The sequence below is a fragment of the Brucella pseudogrignonensis genome (genome assembly GCF_031454375.1).
GTDB lineage: Bacteria > Pseudomonadota > Alphaproteobacteria > Rhizobiales > Rhizobiaceae > Brucella > Brucella pseudogrignonensis_A.
Genome location: NZ_JAVDQT010000004.1, coordinates 103659 through 120322, shown reverse-complemented (window position 1 = coordinate 120322; position 16664 = coordinate 103659). Strand labels below are relative to the sequence as shown.

Genomic DNA, 16664 nt, shown 5'->3' with positions numbered 1-16664 from the left:
GAAATTCGTATCACTTTGACGCAACTCTCGGAGCGAATTTCGGGTTCGACGCTCTCATTATTTGTTTTAACGCGCATCTTATCCGAAAACCGTTTCACACTTTTCGGGATGCGCTCTAGAAAGAGGCTTTTAAAGCGACGTCAGTTTAAAGGCTGTACTGGCAAGCAGCTTCGTTGCCCGGAATTTAAATTCCGAGAATAAACAATGTGGTTGTGAATATGAAACAGGTTGGAATTATTTCATTTCGCGATCAATGTCGCGTCGCAATATAATGGCGGTTGTCAGATCTTCGACAATATCATGACCTGCGAGAAGGTCTCTTACGCGATTAAGACCATCAATAGATGCGGCCTCAAGTTCAACGATGAGATCAAGCTGACCACTGACCGAGGATACGCGCCGCACTTCAGGGTGCCGGGCAAGTATGTCCAGCAATTCATGTGCAGGCGTTCGACGGAGATTAATCAACAGGGCGGCCCGGATAACATTGGCATCGATCTCGCCTATGTCTGCGCGATAGCCTCGGATAACGCCGCTTTTTTCGAGATTGGTGACGCGTTCACTCGTAGCACTGCGCGACAGGCCAATACGTCCGGCCAGCGTTTTAAGCGCAATTCGTGCTTCTTTCGACAAGATAGCCAGTATTTCGCGATCTTTGGCGTCTAGTTCCCGCATTCCAATTCCATTCACAGTGCCGGACATATGCCGGTCTATTCCGACAATGTGCCGGTTATCCCGACAGGATACTTGATGCCTGAAAATGGTTGACGTGCCAAGCTGCCGACACCAAATCTAACCCGGAAAACTGTTTATGACCGATCTCACTCATCCCGCACCCCAGTTCTCGCCAATTGATGCTGAAAAGCTCGCCAAAGACATATTCGGTGTCACGGGAAGCGCATCCGCACTTGATAGCGAACGGGACTGCAATTATCGGCTGAAAACCGAAAGCGATGCAGGCTGGATTTTGAAAATCGTTAATGCCAGTGAACCAAAGGTCGAAAGCGAGTTCCAGACAGCGCTTTTCCGGCATCTCGCAAATGGTAATTCCAAACTGGCTGTGCCTTATCTCAAGCCAAGTCTCTCCGGTGAAATGCTTGCATCCGTCACCGCTGCCGATGGCGAAAACCATGCCGTGCGGCTGGTTGGCTGGCTTCCCGGCACGCCAATGGCGCAGGTCACGCGCACCTTTGAACTGATGCGCAATCTGGGTCGCTCGCTGGGCGAACTGGATCATGCACTTCAGGGCTTCATCCATCCCGGTGCCGTGCGTGAACTCGACTGGGATCTGCGTCATGCTGGACGCGCACGCACGCGCCTGCACTTTGTCGGTGATGCAGACAAAAGGGCATTGCTTGAGCGTTTTATCGTTCGCTTTGAAACACTGGTTGCGCCGAAACTTGCAGGTCTGCGCGCGCAGGTCATTCATAATGACGCGAATGACTGGAATATTCTGGTCGATAAGCAAGACAATGAGAAGATTGCCGGGCTGATCGATTTCGGCGATGCCGTTCATACGGTGCTGATAGCAGAAGTGGCGATTGCCTGTGCTTATGCAGCGCTTGATACAGAAGACCCGATTGGCGCAGCCGCAGCGTTGGCCGCAGGCTTTCATGAAAAATATCCGCTGAAAGAAGAAGAAGTTGACCTGCTGTTTGATCTCATCGCGATGCGGCTTGTCACCAGCGTGACATTCTCGGCATCGCGTCGCGATCAGACAGAAGACAATCCATATCTCGCTATCAGCGAAGCACCGGCATGGAATTTGCTGGCCAAGATGGATGCGATGAATCCACGCTTTGCCACCGCTATTCTGCGCAAAGCCTGTGGTTTTGATGCGATTTCAGGCGCTGGTGCAATTCGCAAATGGATTTCCGACAACCACAAAAGCTTTGCGCCAATCGTGCAGCCCGCACCGGCTACCATGACCAAGGCAATCGTACCTTATGGCGATGAAACGCACTTTATGACGGTCGCATCTGCTGAGCAGCGTGCAAAAGAAGCAACAGAGTGGTGGGATAATTTCTGCGCCGAAAACAATATCGAGCTCGGTATTGGTTCATGGGGCGAAAAGCGCACCGTTTATACAGATACGGCTTTTGAATCGCGCTTCATCGATGGTCAGCGCCGCATCCATCACCTCGGCGTTGACTTGTTTATGCCAGCTGGAACCTCGCTTTATACGCCGCTTGATGCAGTCGTAAAAAGCGTTGAAGTCGAACGCGAGCCGCTCGGCTATGGTGGTCTGGTAACGCTATTGCACAGCCCTGAAGGTTGTCCGCCATTCGTGACCTTATGGGGACATATGGCGCAGGAGGCTTTGGATCGCCTGAAGGCGGGGCAGAAGCTCAAAGCCGGTGATCTGGTTGGCTATATGGGTGATATTCATGAGAATGGTGGATGGACTCCGCATCTGCATTTCGGCATGACCACCGATCTCAATTTGACTGCGACGGAAGTTCTGGGTGTGGGCGAAACTGCCTATCTGGATGTTTGGGCTGATCTGTTCCCGGATGTCGCTGAACTGGCCGGTATTCCGCCTGAAACCTTCCATCAGGATGGTTACACACGCGCAGAGATTATCCAAAAGCGTAAGCAGATTTTGCTGCCAAACCTTTCAATCTCTTATTCTGAGCCGATCAAGTTCGTGCGCGGTGAGGGCGCTTGGCTGATCGATAATACAGGCCGTGCCTATCTCGATTGCTTCAACAATGTCTGTCATATCGGCCATGCCCACCCGGAAGTGGTGGAAGCCATTGCGCGTCAGGCGGCGTTACTCAACACCAACACCCGCTATCTGCACGATAATATCGTCAATTACGCGGAGCGTTTGACAGCGACTTTGCCGGAAGGTCTGACGGTTGCTTCTTTCGCCTGTTCGGGCAGCGAAGCAAACAGTCTGGCGTTGCGCATGGCGCGCAACCATACCAATCGCAATGAAGCAATTGTTCTCGACTGGGCCTATCACGGCACCACACAGGAATTGATTGACCTCAGCCCCTATAAATATAAGCGTAAGGCCGGTAAGGGTCGTCCTGCTCATGTTTATGAAGGCACAATTCCTGACAGCTATCACGCTCCGGAAGACTGGCCAGTCGAGGAACACGCAAAGCGCTTTGCAGCCAATATCGCAGAGCATATTGAATCCATGCGCAAAGAAGGACGTAGTCCGGCTTTCTTCCTGGCGGAATCCATTCCGAGTGTCGCTGGTCAGGTGTTCCTGCCTGAAGGCTATCTCAAGGAAGTTTATGCGATGGTTCGCGCCGCTGGTGGCGTCTGTATCGCGGATGAAGTGCAGGTCGGTTTTGGCCGCGTGGGCAGCCATTGGTGGGCATTTGAATTGCAGGATGTGGTGCCGGAAATCGTCACCATGGGCAAGCCTATCGGTAACGGCCATCCAATGTCGGCAGTTGTCACCACGCGGGAAATCGCTGATAGCTTCAACAATGGCATGGAGTACTTCAACACATTTGGCGGCAATCCTGTTTCCTGTGCTGCTGGTCTCGCGGTTCTTGACGTGATCGAACGTGATAAGCTGCGCGAAAATGCGCTTGATGTCGGCAACTATCTGCTTGACGGTTTCCGGGCGATGCAGAAGCGCTTCGATATTATCGGTGACGTTCGCGGCAGCGGTTTGTTCCTCGGCATTGAGCTGGTGACAGATCGTAAAACCAAAGCGCCTGCAACGGCTTTGGCGCGCGCAATCAATGATGGCGCAAGAGCGCGCGGCATCTTGATGGGTACTGAAGGCCCGCATGATAACGTGCTGAAAATGCGCCCATCGATGGTGTTCAGCCGTGCCAATGCAGATCATCTCTTGAGCGTATTGAGCGATAGTTTTGCCGCCGCTTTGAAATAATAAATAGCTCACTTGCTATTTTGAAGGTCGCATCTTTTTATCCGTAAGGGATAAGGGTGCGACCTTTTTGTGTTTGAGTTTGGGTGCAAAAATTTGGTGGCAAGAGTGCCGACAATATGCCGGTCAATTCCGGCAATGTGTCGGGCTTGCAGACATATTGCTGGATGCTTGAAAACAAAGCCTGTGCCAAGCTCCGTCATGAAGGTTGATGGTAAACCATAGCCCTAAAACAAAAAGACAAATCCAGAGGAAACCGAAAATCATGAATTCCAGGATTAAGAGCCTGATTGCTGTCGCAGCTGTAGCAATTGCTGCAACGTTCTCGATTGCCCCGGTGCAGGCGGATGAACTTGCCAAGCTCAAAGACGCTGGCAAAATGCGCATTGCGATGAGCGGTCAGTATCCACCGTTCAGCTTCACCAATGAGCAGAACGAAGTTGTTGGCTTTGACGTCGCAATTGGTTCTGCAATTGCCGACCGTCTGGGCGTAAAGCCAGAAATCGTTACAACCCCTTTTGACGGTATTATTGCTGGTTTGCTGGCGAAGAAATATGATGCCGTTGTGGCCTCGATGACCATTACGCCAGAGCGCGAAAAAGCGGTTGATTTCGTCGGCCCATACTATCATGCCGGACGTACAGTCGTTGTTAAGGACAGCTCGCCTGTTCAGAAACTCGAAGAGCTTAACGGCAAGACTGTTGGCGTCACGATGGGTGATGCTCATGAAAAATGGGCCAAGGCTCAGGGCGACCTGACAGTTCGCACCTATAAGGGTCTGCCAGAAATGCTGATCGACCTTGATGCGGGTCGTCTTGATGCGCTGGTCATGGATAGCATTCCGGTGATGATCGCCGTTAAGGAAACCGGCCAGAAGGTCCGCATTCTCGAAACTCCGAATATTGATGGCGCACGTGAAGCGCTCGGCATTGCTATTCGTAAGAACAATCCAGAACTGAAAGCCGCTATGCAGAAGGCATTGGACGATATGCTTGCTGACGGCACTTACGAAAAAATCTCGATGGAATGGATCGGTAGCGACATTCGCTAACAGGTTTTCCAGCCCGGCCCATTTTATCATAAGCGGTAAAATGGGCCGGTTTATATGAGTTTTCGGAGTGGTTTTATGGATCTAGCGTTAATGCAGCGCGTCCTCCCGTTCTTTCTGGAGGCTGCGTGGGTCACGGTGCAGATTTCTGTACTCGCTCTTCTGCTGGGCTTTGTGATTGCCGGTCTTTTGGTGGCTGGTCGCCTGTCAAATAATATCGTTTTTCGTTCTTTGGCCGGTGCCTATGTCAGCATCTTTCGTGGCACCCCCTGTCTGGTTCAGTTGTTCGTCCTTTATTTTGGTGGACCGCAGATCGGTCTGGAACTTGAGCCATACGCAGCTGGCGTCATTGGTCTTGGCTTGAACATTGCAGCCTACATGGCTGAATCCATTCGCGGTGCAATTTCAAGCGTTGATAAAGGGCAGACAGAAGCCGCCCGCTCTATTGGCTTTGATCGTGAACGCACGCTTCGGCTGATTGTGCTGCCGCAGGCTGCTCGCCTGATGATCCGCCCACTGGGCGTCAATGCTGTAGCTCTTGTCAAAGGTTCGGCTCTGGTTTCGACAATCTCGGTCGTGGAGCTTACGTACACGGCGCAGCGCTTCATCAGCTCCACATATAAACCCTTCGAGATATTTGCGGTTACTGCCGTTCTCTACATGCTCATCGTCTATGTCGTCGTTATGATTGTCGATCTTCTCGACAAACGTTTTGCGCCACGTTGAGGGAGGATTAAATGCCAGCTCTCGACTTCACTATCGTTCCTCCCTATGCAGAACTGCTTCTCGCCGGATTATGGTGGACGCTTGTTCTGGCCGTGTCATCCAGCGTTCTCAGCTTTGTCTTTGGCATCTTTTTCGCGCTCGTCGTGCTATATGCGCCGAAAATCCTAGCCTATCCGATCCGCTTCTTCATGTGGCTTTTCATGGGAACGCCGCTGCTGTTGCAGCTTTATCTTATCTATTACGGGCTTGTTCAGGTTGGCGTCGATATTCCAGCGCTCTTTGCCGGGATCATTGCACTGAGTCTGCATTTTGCGGTTTATAATGCCGATGTTTTCCGAGCCGGTATTGTTACGGTTGATCCGGGGCAGACGGAGGGCGCACGTTCAATCGGCCTTAGTCGTGGCCAGACCTTGCGCTACATCATAATCCCGCAGGCCATCCGCAATACCATTCCGCCAATCGGCAACAATATGATCGTTTTGTTGAAAGACACATCACTTGTTTCGATTATCGGGATTGCGGAACTGGTGCACAGCGCGCAGATCGCGATCAGTGAAACATACAGCCCGTTTGAATTTTATCTGACTGCCGCCGTACTTTATTATGCTGCCAATCTCGTTATGGAAGCTGGCCTGCGGCGCATCGAAAGAAAAGTGGAGGTTACGCGATGAGCGCCCTGAACCCAATGGTGGAAGTTAAAGGTGCCCGCAAAGCCTATGGCGCACTTGAAGTGCTCAAGAATATCGATCTATCCGTCTCACGCGGACAGATTATTGCGATTATTGGACCAAGCGGCTCAGGCAAAAGCACGCTGTTGCGCTCCATCAATCATCTTGAAACGCTGAACGGTGGAGAAGTCTGGCTTGATGGCGTGCAGGTTAACCAGCCACTGACCGGCAAGGCTTTTGAAAAGCATATCAACTCTGTTCGTCAGCAGATGGGCATGGTGTTTCAGCACTTTAATCTCTTTCCGCACATGACGGTGATGGAGAATATTACGCTGGGGCCAATAAAGCTCAAAGGCATGTCAAAAAGTCAGGCACGGGAACTGGCGTCGGATTTGCTTTCTAAAGTCGGCCTATCTAGCAAAGCCGATGTCTATCCATCGCGCCTTTCGGGTGGACAGAAACAGCGTGTCGCCATTGCACGTGCATTGGCCATGCAGCCGAAAGTTATGCTGTTTGATGAAGCGACCTCTGCTCTCGATCCGGAGCTGGTTGAAGAGGTCAATCTCGTCATGAAGCAGCTTGCGGCTGAGCATATGACGATGTTGATCGTGACCCATGAAATGCGCTTTGCAGGAGAAGTGGCAGATAAGATTCTGTTTATGGATGGCGGCGTTGTGGTGGAAGAAGGCAAGCCGAAAGACTTGCTCACCAATCCTCAGAATGATCGCACGCGTAGCTTCCTACGGACGTATCTTGCACCAAATGGAATTTAACCCGTATCCTGAAAAGTGTGAAATCGTATAAAAGCGGCGGGCCAAAGGTCCGCCGCTAATCTTTATTATTTTTACAAAATAAAATCGTAATATTAAGTATTATTAGTTGTCATTATTTTTTTAATTAATCAAAAATAACTGCATTATGTATTGCGTGAAGTCAGTAATATGATTTCTGACTTCACTATTGCATCTGCTTAGAAGCTACGCTGGAAGCGGATCATGCCCTGCCAGGCGTCTTTTCCCTTGAGGTAGGACTTATTATCCTGCCATTTCGTGTAGGAGACTTCTGGAGTGACGGTGAAGCCCGGTACGAGTTCGTAAGCTACGTTTGCAGTTGCAGCGAAGGTTTTGCTTGCATCATAAGCCGCTTGTGCATTCATGGTTGCCTGTTCGGATAACTTGAATGCAGTGCCGCCCCAGACGGCCCAATCGCCGCCCCATGTGCCATAGAAGCTGCTAATTGCACGCACGGAACCAAGGGCATTGCCATCGGCGTCCGACTGAGAGATGTATTGATCCTTCATTGATTTATAGCCGCCCATCGCCCAAACGGAGAGGCGGTCTGTCAAATTGAAGTCAGCACGAACCTTGCCAGCCCATTTCTCATTGCGGGCATCATATGCCGCAACCGCAGCAATTTTACCCCAGCCCTGTTCGAACTTCAGGCCGCCAACGATATGCGGTGTGTAATCCTTAATGGTGCCATCATAGCCGTATTCGTAGTCGGTATCTTCCTTGTTGCCCTGTTCAAGCGACAGGATAGCGGAGAAACCGTTTCCACCAGTAAAGGTATAGCTAATCTGCGTGGTGCGATATCCGCCCGCAAGGATCACGTCATCATTGATCACGTTGCCCAAATAGCCAGGGAAAGTCACGAAAGCAGATTCGTCAAGTCCGATACGAAGGCCACCCAATTGGATATAGCCAAAACGCAGGGAGCCAGAGCTACCTTCTTCTCCATTGCCCCAATCATAGCGGGTTTCGGCATAGGTGGACAACTTGCCGAGTTCGGTTTCTGACGCTGTTGCAAAACGAAGTGTGAAGCGGGCTTTATTATCCCAGGTATTGCGTCTCGTATCGAGTTTGCCATCCTTAACGAAGCCGCGGCCAGAGACATTATCACCACCGGTTAGGTCATAGCGGGCGTAGCCGGATATTTTGAGGCATGTCTCTGTACCAGGGATGTAAAAATATCCCGCGCCGTAAGCATCGCACACCCGAACATATTCAACGGATTCTGGCTCAGGCGCCACGATCGCATCGGCCGCGTAAGCGGAGCTCATTACAACGATCGATGCAGCGGAACCGAGCAGCAGGCTTTTAATATTCATTTTTGCTCTCCTTAAAAATTCAGACCGTATGTCTTTGAATAAATTTTCTGAGTCATTGCAATATCATTTATAATATCGCCATCGCGTATTCCAAATATTGTGTCAATTTTAGCACTATTTAACGTTTGCTTTAAAGTACACAATATATTGTTTGCTTAATTTTTGTTGCAAAATACTTATAATAAATTGCTAGTATATTTTATATATTTACATCCAATAACATTGCTAGCAATATTTTTGTAAATTTTATTGTTCCGCAGCATGATGTGGGTGCGGGCGGTATGTTTATCGGTAGCAGGCGGATTGATGCAAAATGGTGGCCGCTTTCAGATCGCTGATGCAAAATGACAGCAGGAACCTTCAAGAAATTTATTGAATCACGTAGATATAGGTTTCAGATGTCTGGGTGGATTACGCGAATGCACTCAGTCCGATTGCGTCAACGAAGCGACAAAAGGCATATTTTATGATCGCAGACACCATTCTTTTTAACGGCAAATTCACGACGCTTGATCGGAAAAATCCTATAGCTTCGGCTGTTGCCATTAAGGATGGCGTCTTTATTGCCGTTGGCACTGATGAAGAAGTGCTTGTCCACACAGGCGCGACGACCCGCAAGGTAGACCTGAAAGGTCGCAGTGCATTGCCGGGCCTTATTGATAATCACACCCACGTTGTGCGTGGTGGTCTCAACTTCAATATGGAGTTGCGCTGGGATGGGGTGCGCTCGCTGGCCGATGCGATGGACATGCTAAAGCGGCAGGTGGCCGTAACGCCCGCACCGCAATGGGTGCGTGTGGTTGGTGGCTTTACTGAGCATCAGTTTGCCGAAAAGCGTCTTCCAACCATTGAAGAAATCAATGCGATTGCGCCCGATACGCCCGTCTTTTTGCTCCATCTTTATGATCGTGCGCTGCTCAATGGTGCAGCGCTCCGTGCTGTCGGCTATGACAAGAACACGCCAAACCCTCCGGGTGGCGAAATCCTGCGTGATGCCAATGGCAACCCGACCGGCCTGCTGCTTGCCAAGCCCAATGCAGGCATCCTCTATTCGACGCTCGCCAAAGGTCCAAAGCTGCCGCTGGAATATCAGGTCAATTCGACCCGTCACTTTATGCGCGAGCTCAATCGTCTTGGCGTGACCGGCGTGATTGATGCTGGCGGCGGTAATCAGAATTACCCTGATGATTATGCAGTCATTCAACAACTGGCTGATGAAGGCCAGATGACTGTGCGTCTTGCTTATAATCTTTTCACGCAGAAGCCGAAGGAAGAGAAAGAAGACTTCCTCAACTGGACTTCTTCGGTGAAATATAAGCAGGGCAATGACTATTTCCGTCACAATGGCGCGGGCGAAATGCTGGTGTTTTCTGCTGCCGACTTTGAAGATTTTCGTCAGCCACGCCCGGATATGGCGCCTGAAATGGAAGACGATCTGGAAGAAGTTGTCAGGATTCTGGCGGAAAACCGCTGGCCATGGCGGATGCACGCAACCTATGACGAAACCATCAGCCGGTCGCTTGATGTGTTTGAAAAGGTCAATAAGGACATTCCGCTTGAAGGCCTGAACTGGTTTTTCGATCATGCCGAGACCATTTCGGACCGCTCGATTGATCGTATTGCAGCACTTGGCGGCGGTATCGCTGTGCAGCACCGCATGGCCTATCAGGGCGAATATTTCGTCGAGCAATATGGGCATGCGGCTGCCGAAGCGACACCGCCGATCGGGAAAATGCTTTCGAAGGGTGTCAATGTTTCGGCGGGTACGGATGCGACGCGCGTTGCGTCCTATAATCCTTGGGTTTCGCTGTCATGGATGATTACCGGCAAGACGGTTGGCGGTATGCAGCTTTATCCGCGCCGTAATTGTCTTGATCGTGAAACGGCGCTGCGTATGTGGACGGAAAAGGTCACATGGTTCTCCAATGAAGAGGGTAAAAAAGGCCGCATTGAGAAAGGCCAGTTTGCTGATCTGGTGGTGCCAGACAAAGACTTCTTCAATTGCAGCGAAGACGAAATTTCATTCCTGACGTCAGATCTGACCATGGTTGGTGGCAAGGTTGTCTATGGGGCGAATGCCTTCAAGGATCTGGATGAAAATTCAATTCCGCCTGCGATGCCTGATTGGTCGCCGGTGCGTAAATTCGGCGGCTATGCAGCATGGGGCGAGCCGGAAGGTGCTGGCAAAAACAGCCTTCGCCGCACAGCAATCTCCACATGCGGCTGCGCCAGCAATTGTGGTGTTCATGGACACGACCATGCGGCAGCATGGGGCTCGCAATTGCCAATCGGCGATCTCAAAGGCTTCTTCGGAGCGCTCGGCTGCGCCTGCTGGGCCGTCTGATTAAAATTATTAGAAATAACAACTGTTCAGGCGCCGTCATTGGCGCCTGATTTCTTTTTGGCCCATAAGATGGCGCCGCTTAAAAAAATCATATTTGAAGCGCTTTATCGTTTCTGCCCGCACGCGAACTGGGCATGGCTAATCGCCTGATGATAATTGCATTTTATGCAATAGAATAACAATTATTATTGCAATTGTTTGTGAATTCGCATTGGCGCAATATCCACTCATAGAACAACACGCAGAACCGAAAGCTGATGCAAAGAAAGGCATAATCTTCAAGAAGCAAGATGGCGCGTAAGCTATCTCTTCAATCGTCGAAACTCTTTGCACTCCCCAGTGTCGTAATAGCAAAGCTCAGATCTATCTGGCTTGCCCTTGCTCAAAGTCATTCAAACAAATCGCTCATCTCAAGGAGAAAACACCATGGCCTTCATCACCACACAAGACGGTACCGAAATCTTTTACAAGGATTGGGGCTCGAAGGATGCGCAGCCAATCATGTTCCATCATGGCTGGCCATTGAGCTCAGACGACTGGGACGCGCAGATGCTGTTTTTCCTCTCGAAAGGCTATCGCGTTATCGCTCATGACCGCCGCGGTCACGGCCGTTCGGCGCAGGTTTCTGAAGGTCATGATATGGACCATTACGCTTCCGACGCTTTTGCGGTTGTCGAGGCGCTTGATCTTAAAAATGTGGTGCATATCGGTCACTCGACTGGCGGTGGTGAAGTTGCCCGCTATGTCGCCAAGTATGGTGAGCCGGCAGGTCGTGTTGCCAAGGCGGTTCTGGTGTCTGCTGTTCCTCCGCTGATGCTCAAAACTGAAGCCAATCCGGAAGGCCTGCCTATCGACGTGTTTGACGGATTCCGCTCGGCTTTGGCCGCCAACCGCGCGCAATTCTTCCGCGATGTTCCTGCCGGACCATTCTATGGCTTCAACCGTGACGGTGTCACTGTGCAGGAAGGGGTGATCCAGAATTGGTGGCGCCAGGGTATGACAGGCAGTGCAGTGGCGCATTATGAAGGCATCAAAGCGTTTTCTGAAACCGATCAGACGGAAGACCTCAAAGCTATCAGTGTTCCAACATTGGTATTGCATGGCGATGACGACCAGATCGTGCCGATTGCCGATGCCGCGTTGAAGTCAATCAAGCTGCTCAAAAACGGTACACTCAAGACTTACTCGGGCTATCCGCATGGTATGCTGACGACCCACGCCGATGTATTGAACGCCGACCTGTTAGCATTCATTCAGGCTTAAGCTGATACGCGCTAGTGAATGGCTGCTCCACGAAAGGCGACAGGTATACCTGTCGCCTTTTTGTTAAGTTTTTAGCGTTAGTTTTTGTCGGCCGTTAGCGGGCAGGGGATAGATATGATGAATGCGGGTGCGGAACGCGGCGAATTTGTAAGTCTGATTGCGCCGATATTGGAGCCAATGGCCTCTGCACTGGAGTTTTTCGGTGTTGCCGTCATCATCATTGGCGTGGCTGTGGCAACCATCGTCTATTGTAAAGATGTGTTCGTTGTTTCGGGCGAAAATGCTTATACGCGTTACCGCGCAAATTTGGGCCGTGGCATTTTGCTTGGCCTTGAAATTCTCATTGGTGCAGACATCATCGCTACGATCATTTCTCCACTCACATGGGAAAGTGTTGGCTTGTTGGGCCTTATCGTTCTGATCAGAACCTTCCTCAGCTTTTCGCTTGAAGCGGAAATTGATGGCGAATGGCCATGGAAGCGCCGTAGTCGTGAGCATCGCTCTTAAAGTATTGTCGTTTTAACGCACATCCTGTTGCAAAAACGGGTTTTCGCTTCTCGCAATGTGCTTTCACCACCCTAAACCAACGTATAGCAGTAACAGACTTTCTGCTTGTTTCGCAGCCCTCCCGACGCGCCTAATCTCATAGGCACAGACAATATATGCCGGCAATAAATGCTTCGTTTGAAGCTTCTTTCAGAAGCTGAAGTTATAGCCGGTAACACGCCGGGAGACCTATAATGCTTGAAGATTATCCTGTGCAGGCGCTGCCTGCGGGAACGCGTGCGCCCGATTTTCGTTTGCCAGCAACCGCCGACCAGACGGTTTCGCTGGCAGATTTACGGGGTTCGCCTGTGATACTGGCTTTTTACCCGGCTGACTGGAGCCCTGTTTGTGGCGACCAAATGGGTCTTTACAATGAGATTTTGCCGGAGTTTCACCGTCACGGTGCGCAGCTTTTGGGTGTCTCGGTCGATGGAGTGTGGTGCCACGCAGCTTTTGCAGCGGACCGTCATCTTCATTTCACTCTGCTTGCTGATTTTGAGCCCAAGGGCGGGGTTGCCAAGCGTTACGGCGTTTATCGGCCAAAGGAAGGTATCGCAGAACGCGCGCTTTTCGTCATTGATGCGGAAGGTGTGGTCCGTTGGAGCTATGTGTCATTGCTTGGCATAAATCCTGGCGCTGACGGTATTCTTGCTGCGCTCGATGATCTGAAATCCAAGAATTGATTGAAGGGAATGATTATGTCGCGTCTTACAATTCCGGTAAGTGATGCAGATCATAGATCTGGCCCAGTATCGACCCGTTTAACTCTTGTAGAATATGGTGATTATGAATGCCCTTATTGTGGCGCAGCCTATCCGGTTCTGAAGGCTGTTCAGCAAGCGATGGGTGACAAATTGAGTTTCGTTTTCCGGAATTTCCCGCTGACCGAAATGCATCCCCATGCGCTGCATGCGGCAGAGTTTGCCGAATTGGCGGCAAGTGTTGGGAAGTTTTGGGAAGCTCATGATATGTTATATGAGCATCAGAGAGGTTTAAGCGATGATAGGCTTTTCCAGTATGGCGAAGTCCTTGGGCTTAACAAAACTCAGATTGTCGCAGCCTTTGAAGGCCAGTTTGACGACAAGATCCAGACAGACTTTTCCGGCGGCATTCGTAGCGGTGTGAATGGCACGCCAAGTTTGTTCATCAATTCTATGCGCTATGATGGTCCATGCGAGTTTAATGCACTGGTCGATATACTGCGTGAGATAGATGAAGGTTTAAGGTCTGGCATTTAAGCGGCGTTTTGTTTTGCAGATATCGTTGAGAAGGCTGTACCCAAACCTAGGTATAGGTTTGCAATTGTCAGAATTGGTCTATGGTCTTAGCCACGCGAATGTGGGGAAAATGACGAATGTCCAGCTATGCAGAGGGTTTGCATAAACGAGGCAATCATCTGGCGTTAGGGCTTGCAGCACTAACGCTGGCGCTTGGTGTTTTTTACGTTGATACCTTCACCGATATCGAAGGCGCAATTGCCGTTCTTTATACCATTGTCTTGCTGCTGGCAGCCGAAGTTACCGGACGGACCGGCCTTATAATCAGTGGTATAGCTTGTTTCGTTTTCACCATCGTCTCTTATTATGCTACCCATGGCCCCGAGCCGGATTTTCAAACCACTATCCGTCTTGCTGTCGCTGTTGCCGCCATCCTGGTGACGACGCTGCTTATTCTGAGAAATAAGTCCTCGCGCGAGCAATTGCTCGCTTCCCATACAGCCCTGCAAGACAGTGAAGAACGCTACCGTTCTATTTTTGATCGCACGCGAGTAGCGCTTTTCGAGCGGGACTATTCCCGGCTTCGCCACCAGATGATGAAGCTCAAGGCAGACGGTGTTACGGATGTTGCGGCCTATGCGCAGTTGCACCCCGATTTTGTAACTCAATGCATTCATATGGCGACGACTGTTGCTGCCAATGAAGCCGCTTTTGAGCTTCTGGGCACCAATAAAGATGAGACATCGGTCCATGATGCTCTCGTTTTACCGCAGGACTATCAATTCATTCCCGTATTGCAGGCGCTGCTTGATGAGCGGCGTTTTTTTGAAGACAAGTCCGAGTTGCGAACGCAAACGGGTGAAGAAAAGCTTGTTCTGCTGAGTATTAGTTTTCCCGCTGATCCGGCAGCTTTTAACCGTGTTGTCATTAGCATGGTTGATGTTACGCAGCGTGAATTGGCACAAAAGGCGCTGGTCGAAGCTCAGGCCGAACTGACAAAAGCGTCACGCGCAGCGACTGTTGGTGCCTTATCCGCTTCTCTTGCGCACGAGTTAAATCAGCCATTGGGCGCCATCATGCTTAATGCGCAGACCGTGTTGCGATGGCTGGATCGTAATCCACCGGATTTGAGTGCAGTACGGCGATCAGCGGAACGGATCATCCGAGACAGCGACCGCGCGAGCGAAATTATGCAGAATACGCGTAATATGTTGAACCGTGCCAAGCGGAAAGTTCAACAGATCAATCTTGCTGACCTGGTGCGCGAAACCATTGCTCTCATGGAACATGATTTGCAGCGCAGCACCACGCAGGTAACGATTATCAACAACTGGCGCTGGCCTTCCATCGAAGGCGTGCGGATTGAGTTGCAACAAGTGATGATCAACCTGATTTCGAATGCAATTCAGGCCATGGAAGTCTCCAGTATTCCATCGAAAGTCATTACAATTACGATTGACCGTACTGATAATGGGCTCGCTCTCATTGGAGTGCGCGACAATGGCCCCGGCATAGATCAGGACGTGTTGAAGCGGCTTTTTATGCCGTTTCACACAACCAAAGCTGCGGGTATGGGTATGGGGCTTTCGATCTCACGCAGCACGATTGAGGCGAGTGGTGGTACTCTGACTGGTACAAATTATATAACTGGGGGCGCAGAGTTTGAACTGCGCCTGCCAATCAGCTGGGAAGCGCACGATGCCTGACTTACGCAAGCCGCAACCGCAAAATGACAAGCCAGTTGTATTCATTATTGACGATGATCCATCAATGCGGGAGTCGCTCAGCGATCTGTTTCTATCAATGCAGTTTGAAGCAGAGGCTTACGAAAGCGCAGCCGGCTTCATGGCGCGATATTCCCAGAATGGTAGAGCTGATCGGCCCGGTTGTATTTTGCTTGATGTGCGTTTGCCGGGCATGAGTGGGCTTGATTTTCAGGGGCAGCTTGAGAAATCTGGCATTGCGTTGCCTGTGGTTTTTATGACTGGATATGGAGATATTCCAATGACTGTGCGCGCTATGAAAGCGGGCGCAGTTGATTTCCTTGCTAAGCCGTTCAAGGAGCAGGATGTGCTTGATGCCGTCAGCTCTGCCGTGCAGCGCGATACAGTGCGCAGGCAGGAGGCCGCACAAAACCAGTTAGTCGCCGATCTGGTGCAAACCCTTACGCCGCGTGAGCGCGAGGTTATGGATGCTGTGGTGACGGGTAAGATGAATAAGCAGATCGCATTTGATCTTGGTATCAGCGAAGTGACGGTTAAACTGCATCGCGGCAATGTTATGCGCAAAATGGACGTTCGATCGCTTGCCGACCTGGTTCGCAAGGCCGAATTGATTGGCGAAACGCTAAGGTGACCTGTATCTAAGTATGGTATATTTCTGCTTTCCGCGGGCGCATAAGTTTTCATAGAGCGCATATGAATGGGTAAACTTTTCGGGATTGTGCGCCAGAGTTAGCATAAACCAGATTTAGTATATCAAGGTCCAATATCTTGTCCGCATCGCATATTCATACCATTGCAATTGTTGATGACGATCACGGTATTCGTGAGGCTCTCGACGATCTCGTTAAGAGTTGCGGCTATGAAAGCCGTCTCTTTTTGTCTGCTGAAGATTACCTTGCGTATGACGCAAAGTCAGACATTGACTGTATGCTGGTTGATGTGAAGATGCCCGGACTGACGGGGATTGAGTTGCAGGCCGTTCTTAACAAGCACGCCGCACGCCCTCCTATGATTTTCATGACTTCCTATGAAGACGAGCGCACACGCAATGCGGCGATGGATGGTGGTGCTTTTGCTTTTCTCGGGAAGCCTGTCGATGTCGTCAAACTGCTTGCGCATCTCGAAGATGCATTAAACTCTTAAAGACTAAAGACGCTCATATAAA

General features: G+C 50.6%; 16 protein-coding genes. 14 read left to right on the top strand and 2 right to left on the bottom strand.

Features of this window, described 5'->3' with window-relative positions; genetic code table 11:
• Positions 1-234 precede the first annotated feature (234 nt).
• A complete protein-coding gene (locus J2782_RS13855) occupies positions 235-675 on the bottom strand; it encodes an Lrp/AsnC family transcriptional regulator (protein WP_310013526.1) in 441 nt (146 codons plus the stop codon).
• Positions 676-811: 136 nt separating this feature from the next.
• Between J2782_RS13855 and J2782_RS13850 the strand changes: the two genes are divergently transcribed.
• The 6 genes from J2782_RS13850 to J2782_RS13825 all read left to right on the top strand — a co-directional run bounded on the left by J2782_RS13850 (position 812) and on the right by J2782_RS13825 (position 7071).
• Complete coding sequence (locus J2782_RS13850) at positions 812-3859, top strand: aminotransferase class III-fold pyridoxal phosphate-dependent enzyme (protein ID WP_310013525.1); 3048 nt, start codon at positions 812-814, stop codon at positions 3857-3859.
• 83 nt (positions 3860-3942) lie between these two features.
• Positions 3943-4068: a hypothetical protein gene (locus tag J2782_RS13845; protein ID WP_260525760.1), complete on the top strand. Its 126-nt coding sequence runs from the start codon at positions 3943-3945 to the stop codon at positions 4066-4068.
• Between the two features lie 53 nt (positions 4069-4121).
• Positions 4122-4907, top strand: coding sequence for an ABC transporter substrate-binding protein (locus tag J2782_RS13840; protein ID WP_250043921.1), 786 nt, complete (start codon positions 4122-4124; stop codon positions 4905-4907).
• A 75-nt stretch (positions 4908-4982) separates the two neighbouring features.
• Positions 4983-5630 carry an amino acid ABC transporter permease gene (locus J2782_RS13835; RefSeq protein ID WP_250043919.1) on the top strand — a complete coding sequence of 216 codons (648 nt, stop codon included), beginning with the start codon at positions 4983-4985 and terminating at the stop codon, positions 5628-5630.
• Between the two features lie 11 nt (positions 5631-5641).
• Complete coding sequence (locus tag J2782_RS13830) at positions 5642-6301, top strand: amino acid ABC transporter permease (RefSeq protein WP_250043917.1); 660 nt, start codon at positions 5642-5644, stop codon at positions 6299-6301.
• On the top strand, positions 6298-7071 hold the full coding sequence (locus J2782_RS13825) for an amino acid ABC transporter ATP-binding protein (RefSeq protein WP_310013521.1): 774 nt from the start codon (positions 6298-6300) through the stop codon (positions 7069-7071). Before J2782_RS13830 ends, J2782_RS13825 begins: the two co-directional genes overlap by 4 nt.
• 197 nt (positions 7072-7268) lie before the next feature.
• Here J2782_RS13825 and J2782_RS13820 read toward each other — a convergent pair whose 3' ends face one another.
• The gene (locus tag J2782_RS13820) at positions 7269-8405 is read right to left on the bottom strand and encodes a porin (protein ID WP_310013520.1); all 1137 of its coding nucleotides are present in this window, start codon (positions 8403-8405) and stop codon (positions 7269-7271) included.
• Between the two features lie 466 nt (positions 8406-8871).
• On the opposite strand from J2782_RS13820, the gene J2782_RS13815 reads away from it, so the two are divergent.
• From J2782_RS13815 to J2782_RS13780, 8 genes are all read left to right on the top strand, one after another.
• Entirely contained in the window at positions 8872-10749 is a 1878-nt protein-coding gene (locus J2782_RS13815; RefSeq protein ID WP_310013519.1) for an amidohydrolase, read from the top strand.
• A gap of 426 nt (positions 10750-11175) precedes the next feature.
• Complete coding sequence (locus tag J2782_RS13810) at positions 11176-12012, top strand: alpha/beta fold hydrolase (RefSeq protein WP_310013517.1); 837 nt, start codon at positions 11176-11178, stop codon at positions 12010-12012.
• A 117-nt stretch (positions 12013-12129) separates the two neighbouring features.
• Positions 12130-12519, top strand: a complete 390-nt coding sequence (locus J2782_RS13805) for a DUF1622 domain-containing protein (RefSeq protein ID WP_310013884.1) — start codon at positions 12130-12132, stop codon at positions 12517-12519.
• Between the two features lie 233 nt (positions 12520-12752).
• Positions 12753-13241, top strand: coding sequence for a peroxiredoxin (locus tag J2782_RS13800; protein ID WP_310013516.1), 489 nt, complete (start codon positions 12753-12755; stop codon positions 13239-13241).
• A 15-nt stretch (positions 13242-13256) separates the two neighbouring features.
• On the top strand, positions 13257-13796 hold the full coding sequence (locus J2782_RS13795; RefSeq protein ID WP_310013514.1) for a DsbA family protein: 540 nt from the start codon (positions 13257-13259) through the stop codon (positions 13794-13796).
• A 116-nt stretch (positions 13797-13912) separates the two neighbouring features.
• Positions 13913-15481 (top strand): PAS domain-containing sensor histidine kinase, encoded by a 1569-nt coding sequence (locus J2782_RS13790; RefSeq protein WP_310013512.1) that lies wholly within the window; start codon positions 13913-13915, stop codon positions 15479-15481.
• Complete coding sequence (locus J2782_RS13785) at positions 15474-16130, top strand: response regulator transcription factor (protein ID WP_310013510.1); 657 nt, start codon at positions 15474-15476, stop codon at positions 16128-16130. Before J2782_RS13790 ends, J2782_RS13785 begins: the two co-directional genes overlap by 8 nt.
• Before the next feature lie 137 nt (positions 16131-16267).
• A complete protein-coding gene (locus tag J2782_RS13780) occupies positions 16268-16642 on the top strand; it encodes a response regulator transcription factor (protein ID WP_310013508.1) in 375 nt (124 codons plus the stop codon).
• The last annotated feature ends 22 nt before the right edge of the window (positions 16643-16664 follow it).

Excerpts from the sequence above, each read along its gene's own strand:
- J2782_RS13855 (WP_310013526.1), bottom strand. The coding sequence starts at position 675 with ATGCGGGAACTAGACGCCAAAGATCGCGAAATACTGGCTATCTTGTCG.
- J2782_RS13850 (WP_310013525.1), top strand. The coding sequence starts at position 812 with ATGACCGATCTCACTCATCCCGCACCCCAGTTCTCGCCAATTGATGCT.
- J2782_RS13840 (WP_250043921.1), top strand. The coding sequence starts at position 4,122 with ATGAATTCCAGGATTAAGAGCCTGATTGCTGTCGCAGCTGTAGCAATT.
- J2782_RS13835 (WP_250043919.1), top strand. The coding sequence starts at position 4,983 with ATGGATCTAGCGTTAATGCAGCGCGTCCTCCCGTTCTTTCTGGAGGCT.
- J2782_RS13830 (WP_250043917.1), top strand. The coding sequence starts at position 5,642 with ATGCCAGCTCTCGACTTCACTATCGTTCCTCCCTATGCAGAACTGCTT.
- J2782_RS13825 (WP_310013521.1), top strand. The coding sequence starts at position 6,298 with ATGAGCGCCCTGAACCCAATGGTGGAAGTTAAAGGTGCCCGCAAAGCC.
- J2782_RS13820 (WP_310013520.1), bottom strand. The coding sequence starts at position 8,405 with ATGAATATTAAAAGCCTGCTGCTCGGTTCCGCTGCATCGATCGTTGTA.
- J2782_RS13815 (WP_310013519.1), top strand. The coding sequence starts at position 8,872 with ATGATCGCAGACACCATTCTTTTTAACGGCAAATTCACGACGCTTGAT.
- J2782_RS13810 (WP_310013517.1), top strand. The coding sequence starts at position 11,176 with ATGGCCTTCATCACCACACAAGACGGTACCGAAATCTTTTACAAGGAT.
- J2782_RS13805 (WP_310013884.1), top strand. The coding sequence starts at position 12,130 with ATGAATGCGGGTGCGGAACGCGGCGAATTTGTAAGTCTGATTGCGCCG.
- J2782_RS13800 (WP_310013516.1), top strand. The coding sequence starts at position 12,753 with ATGCTTGAAGATTATCCTGTGCAGGCGCTGCCTGCGGGAACGCGTGCG.
- J2782_RS13795 (WP_310013514.1), top strand. The coding sequence starts at position 13,257 with ATGTCGCGTCTTACAATTCCGGTAAGTGATGCAGATCATAGATCTGGC.
- J2782_RS13790 (WP_310013512.1), top strand. The coding sequence starts at position 13,913 with ATGTCCAGCTATGCAGAGGGTTTGCATAAACGAGGCAATCATCTGGCG.
- J2782_RS13785 (WP_310013510.1), top strand. The coding sequence starts at position 15,474 with ATGCCTGACTTACGCAAGCCGCAACCGCAAAATGACAAGCCAGTTGTA.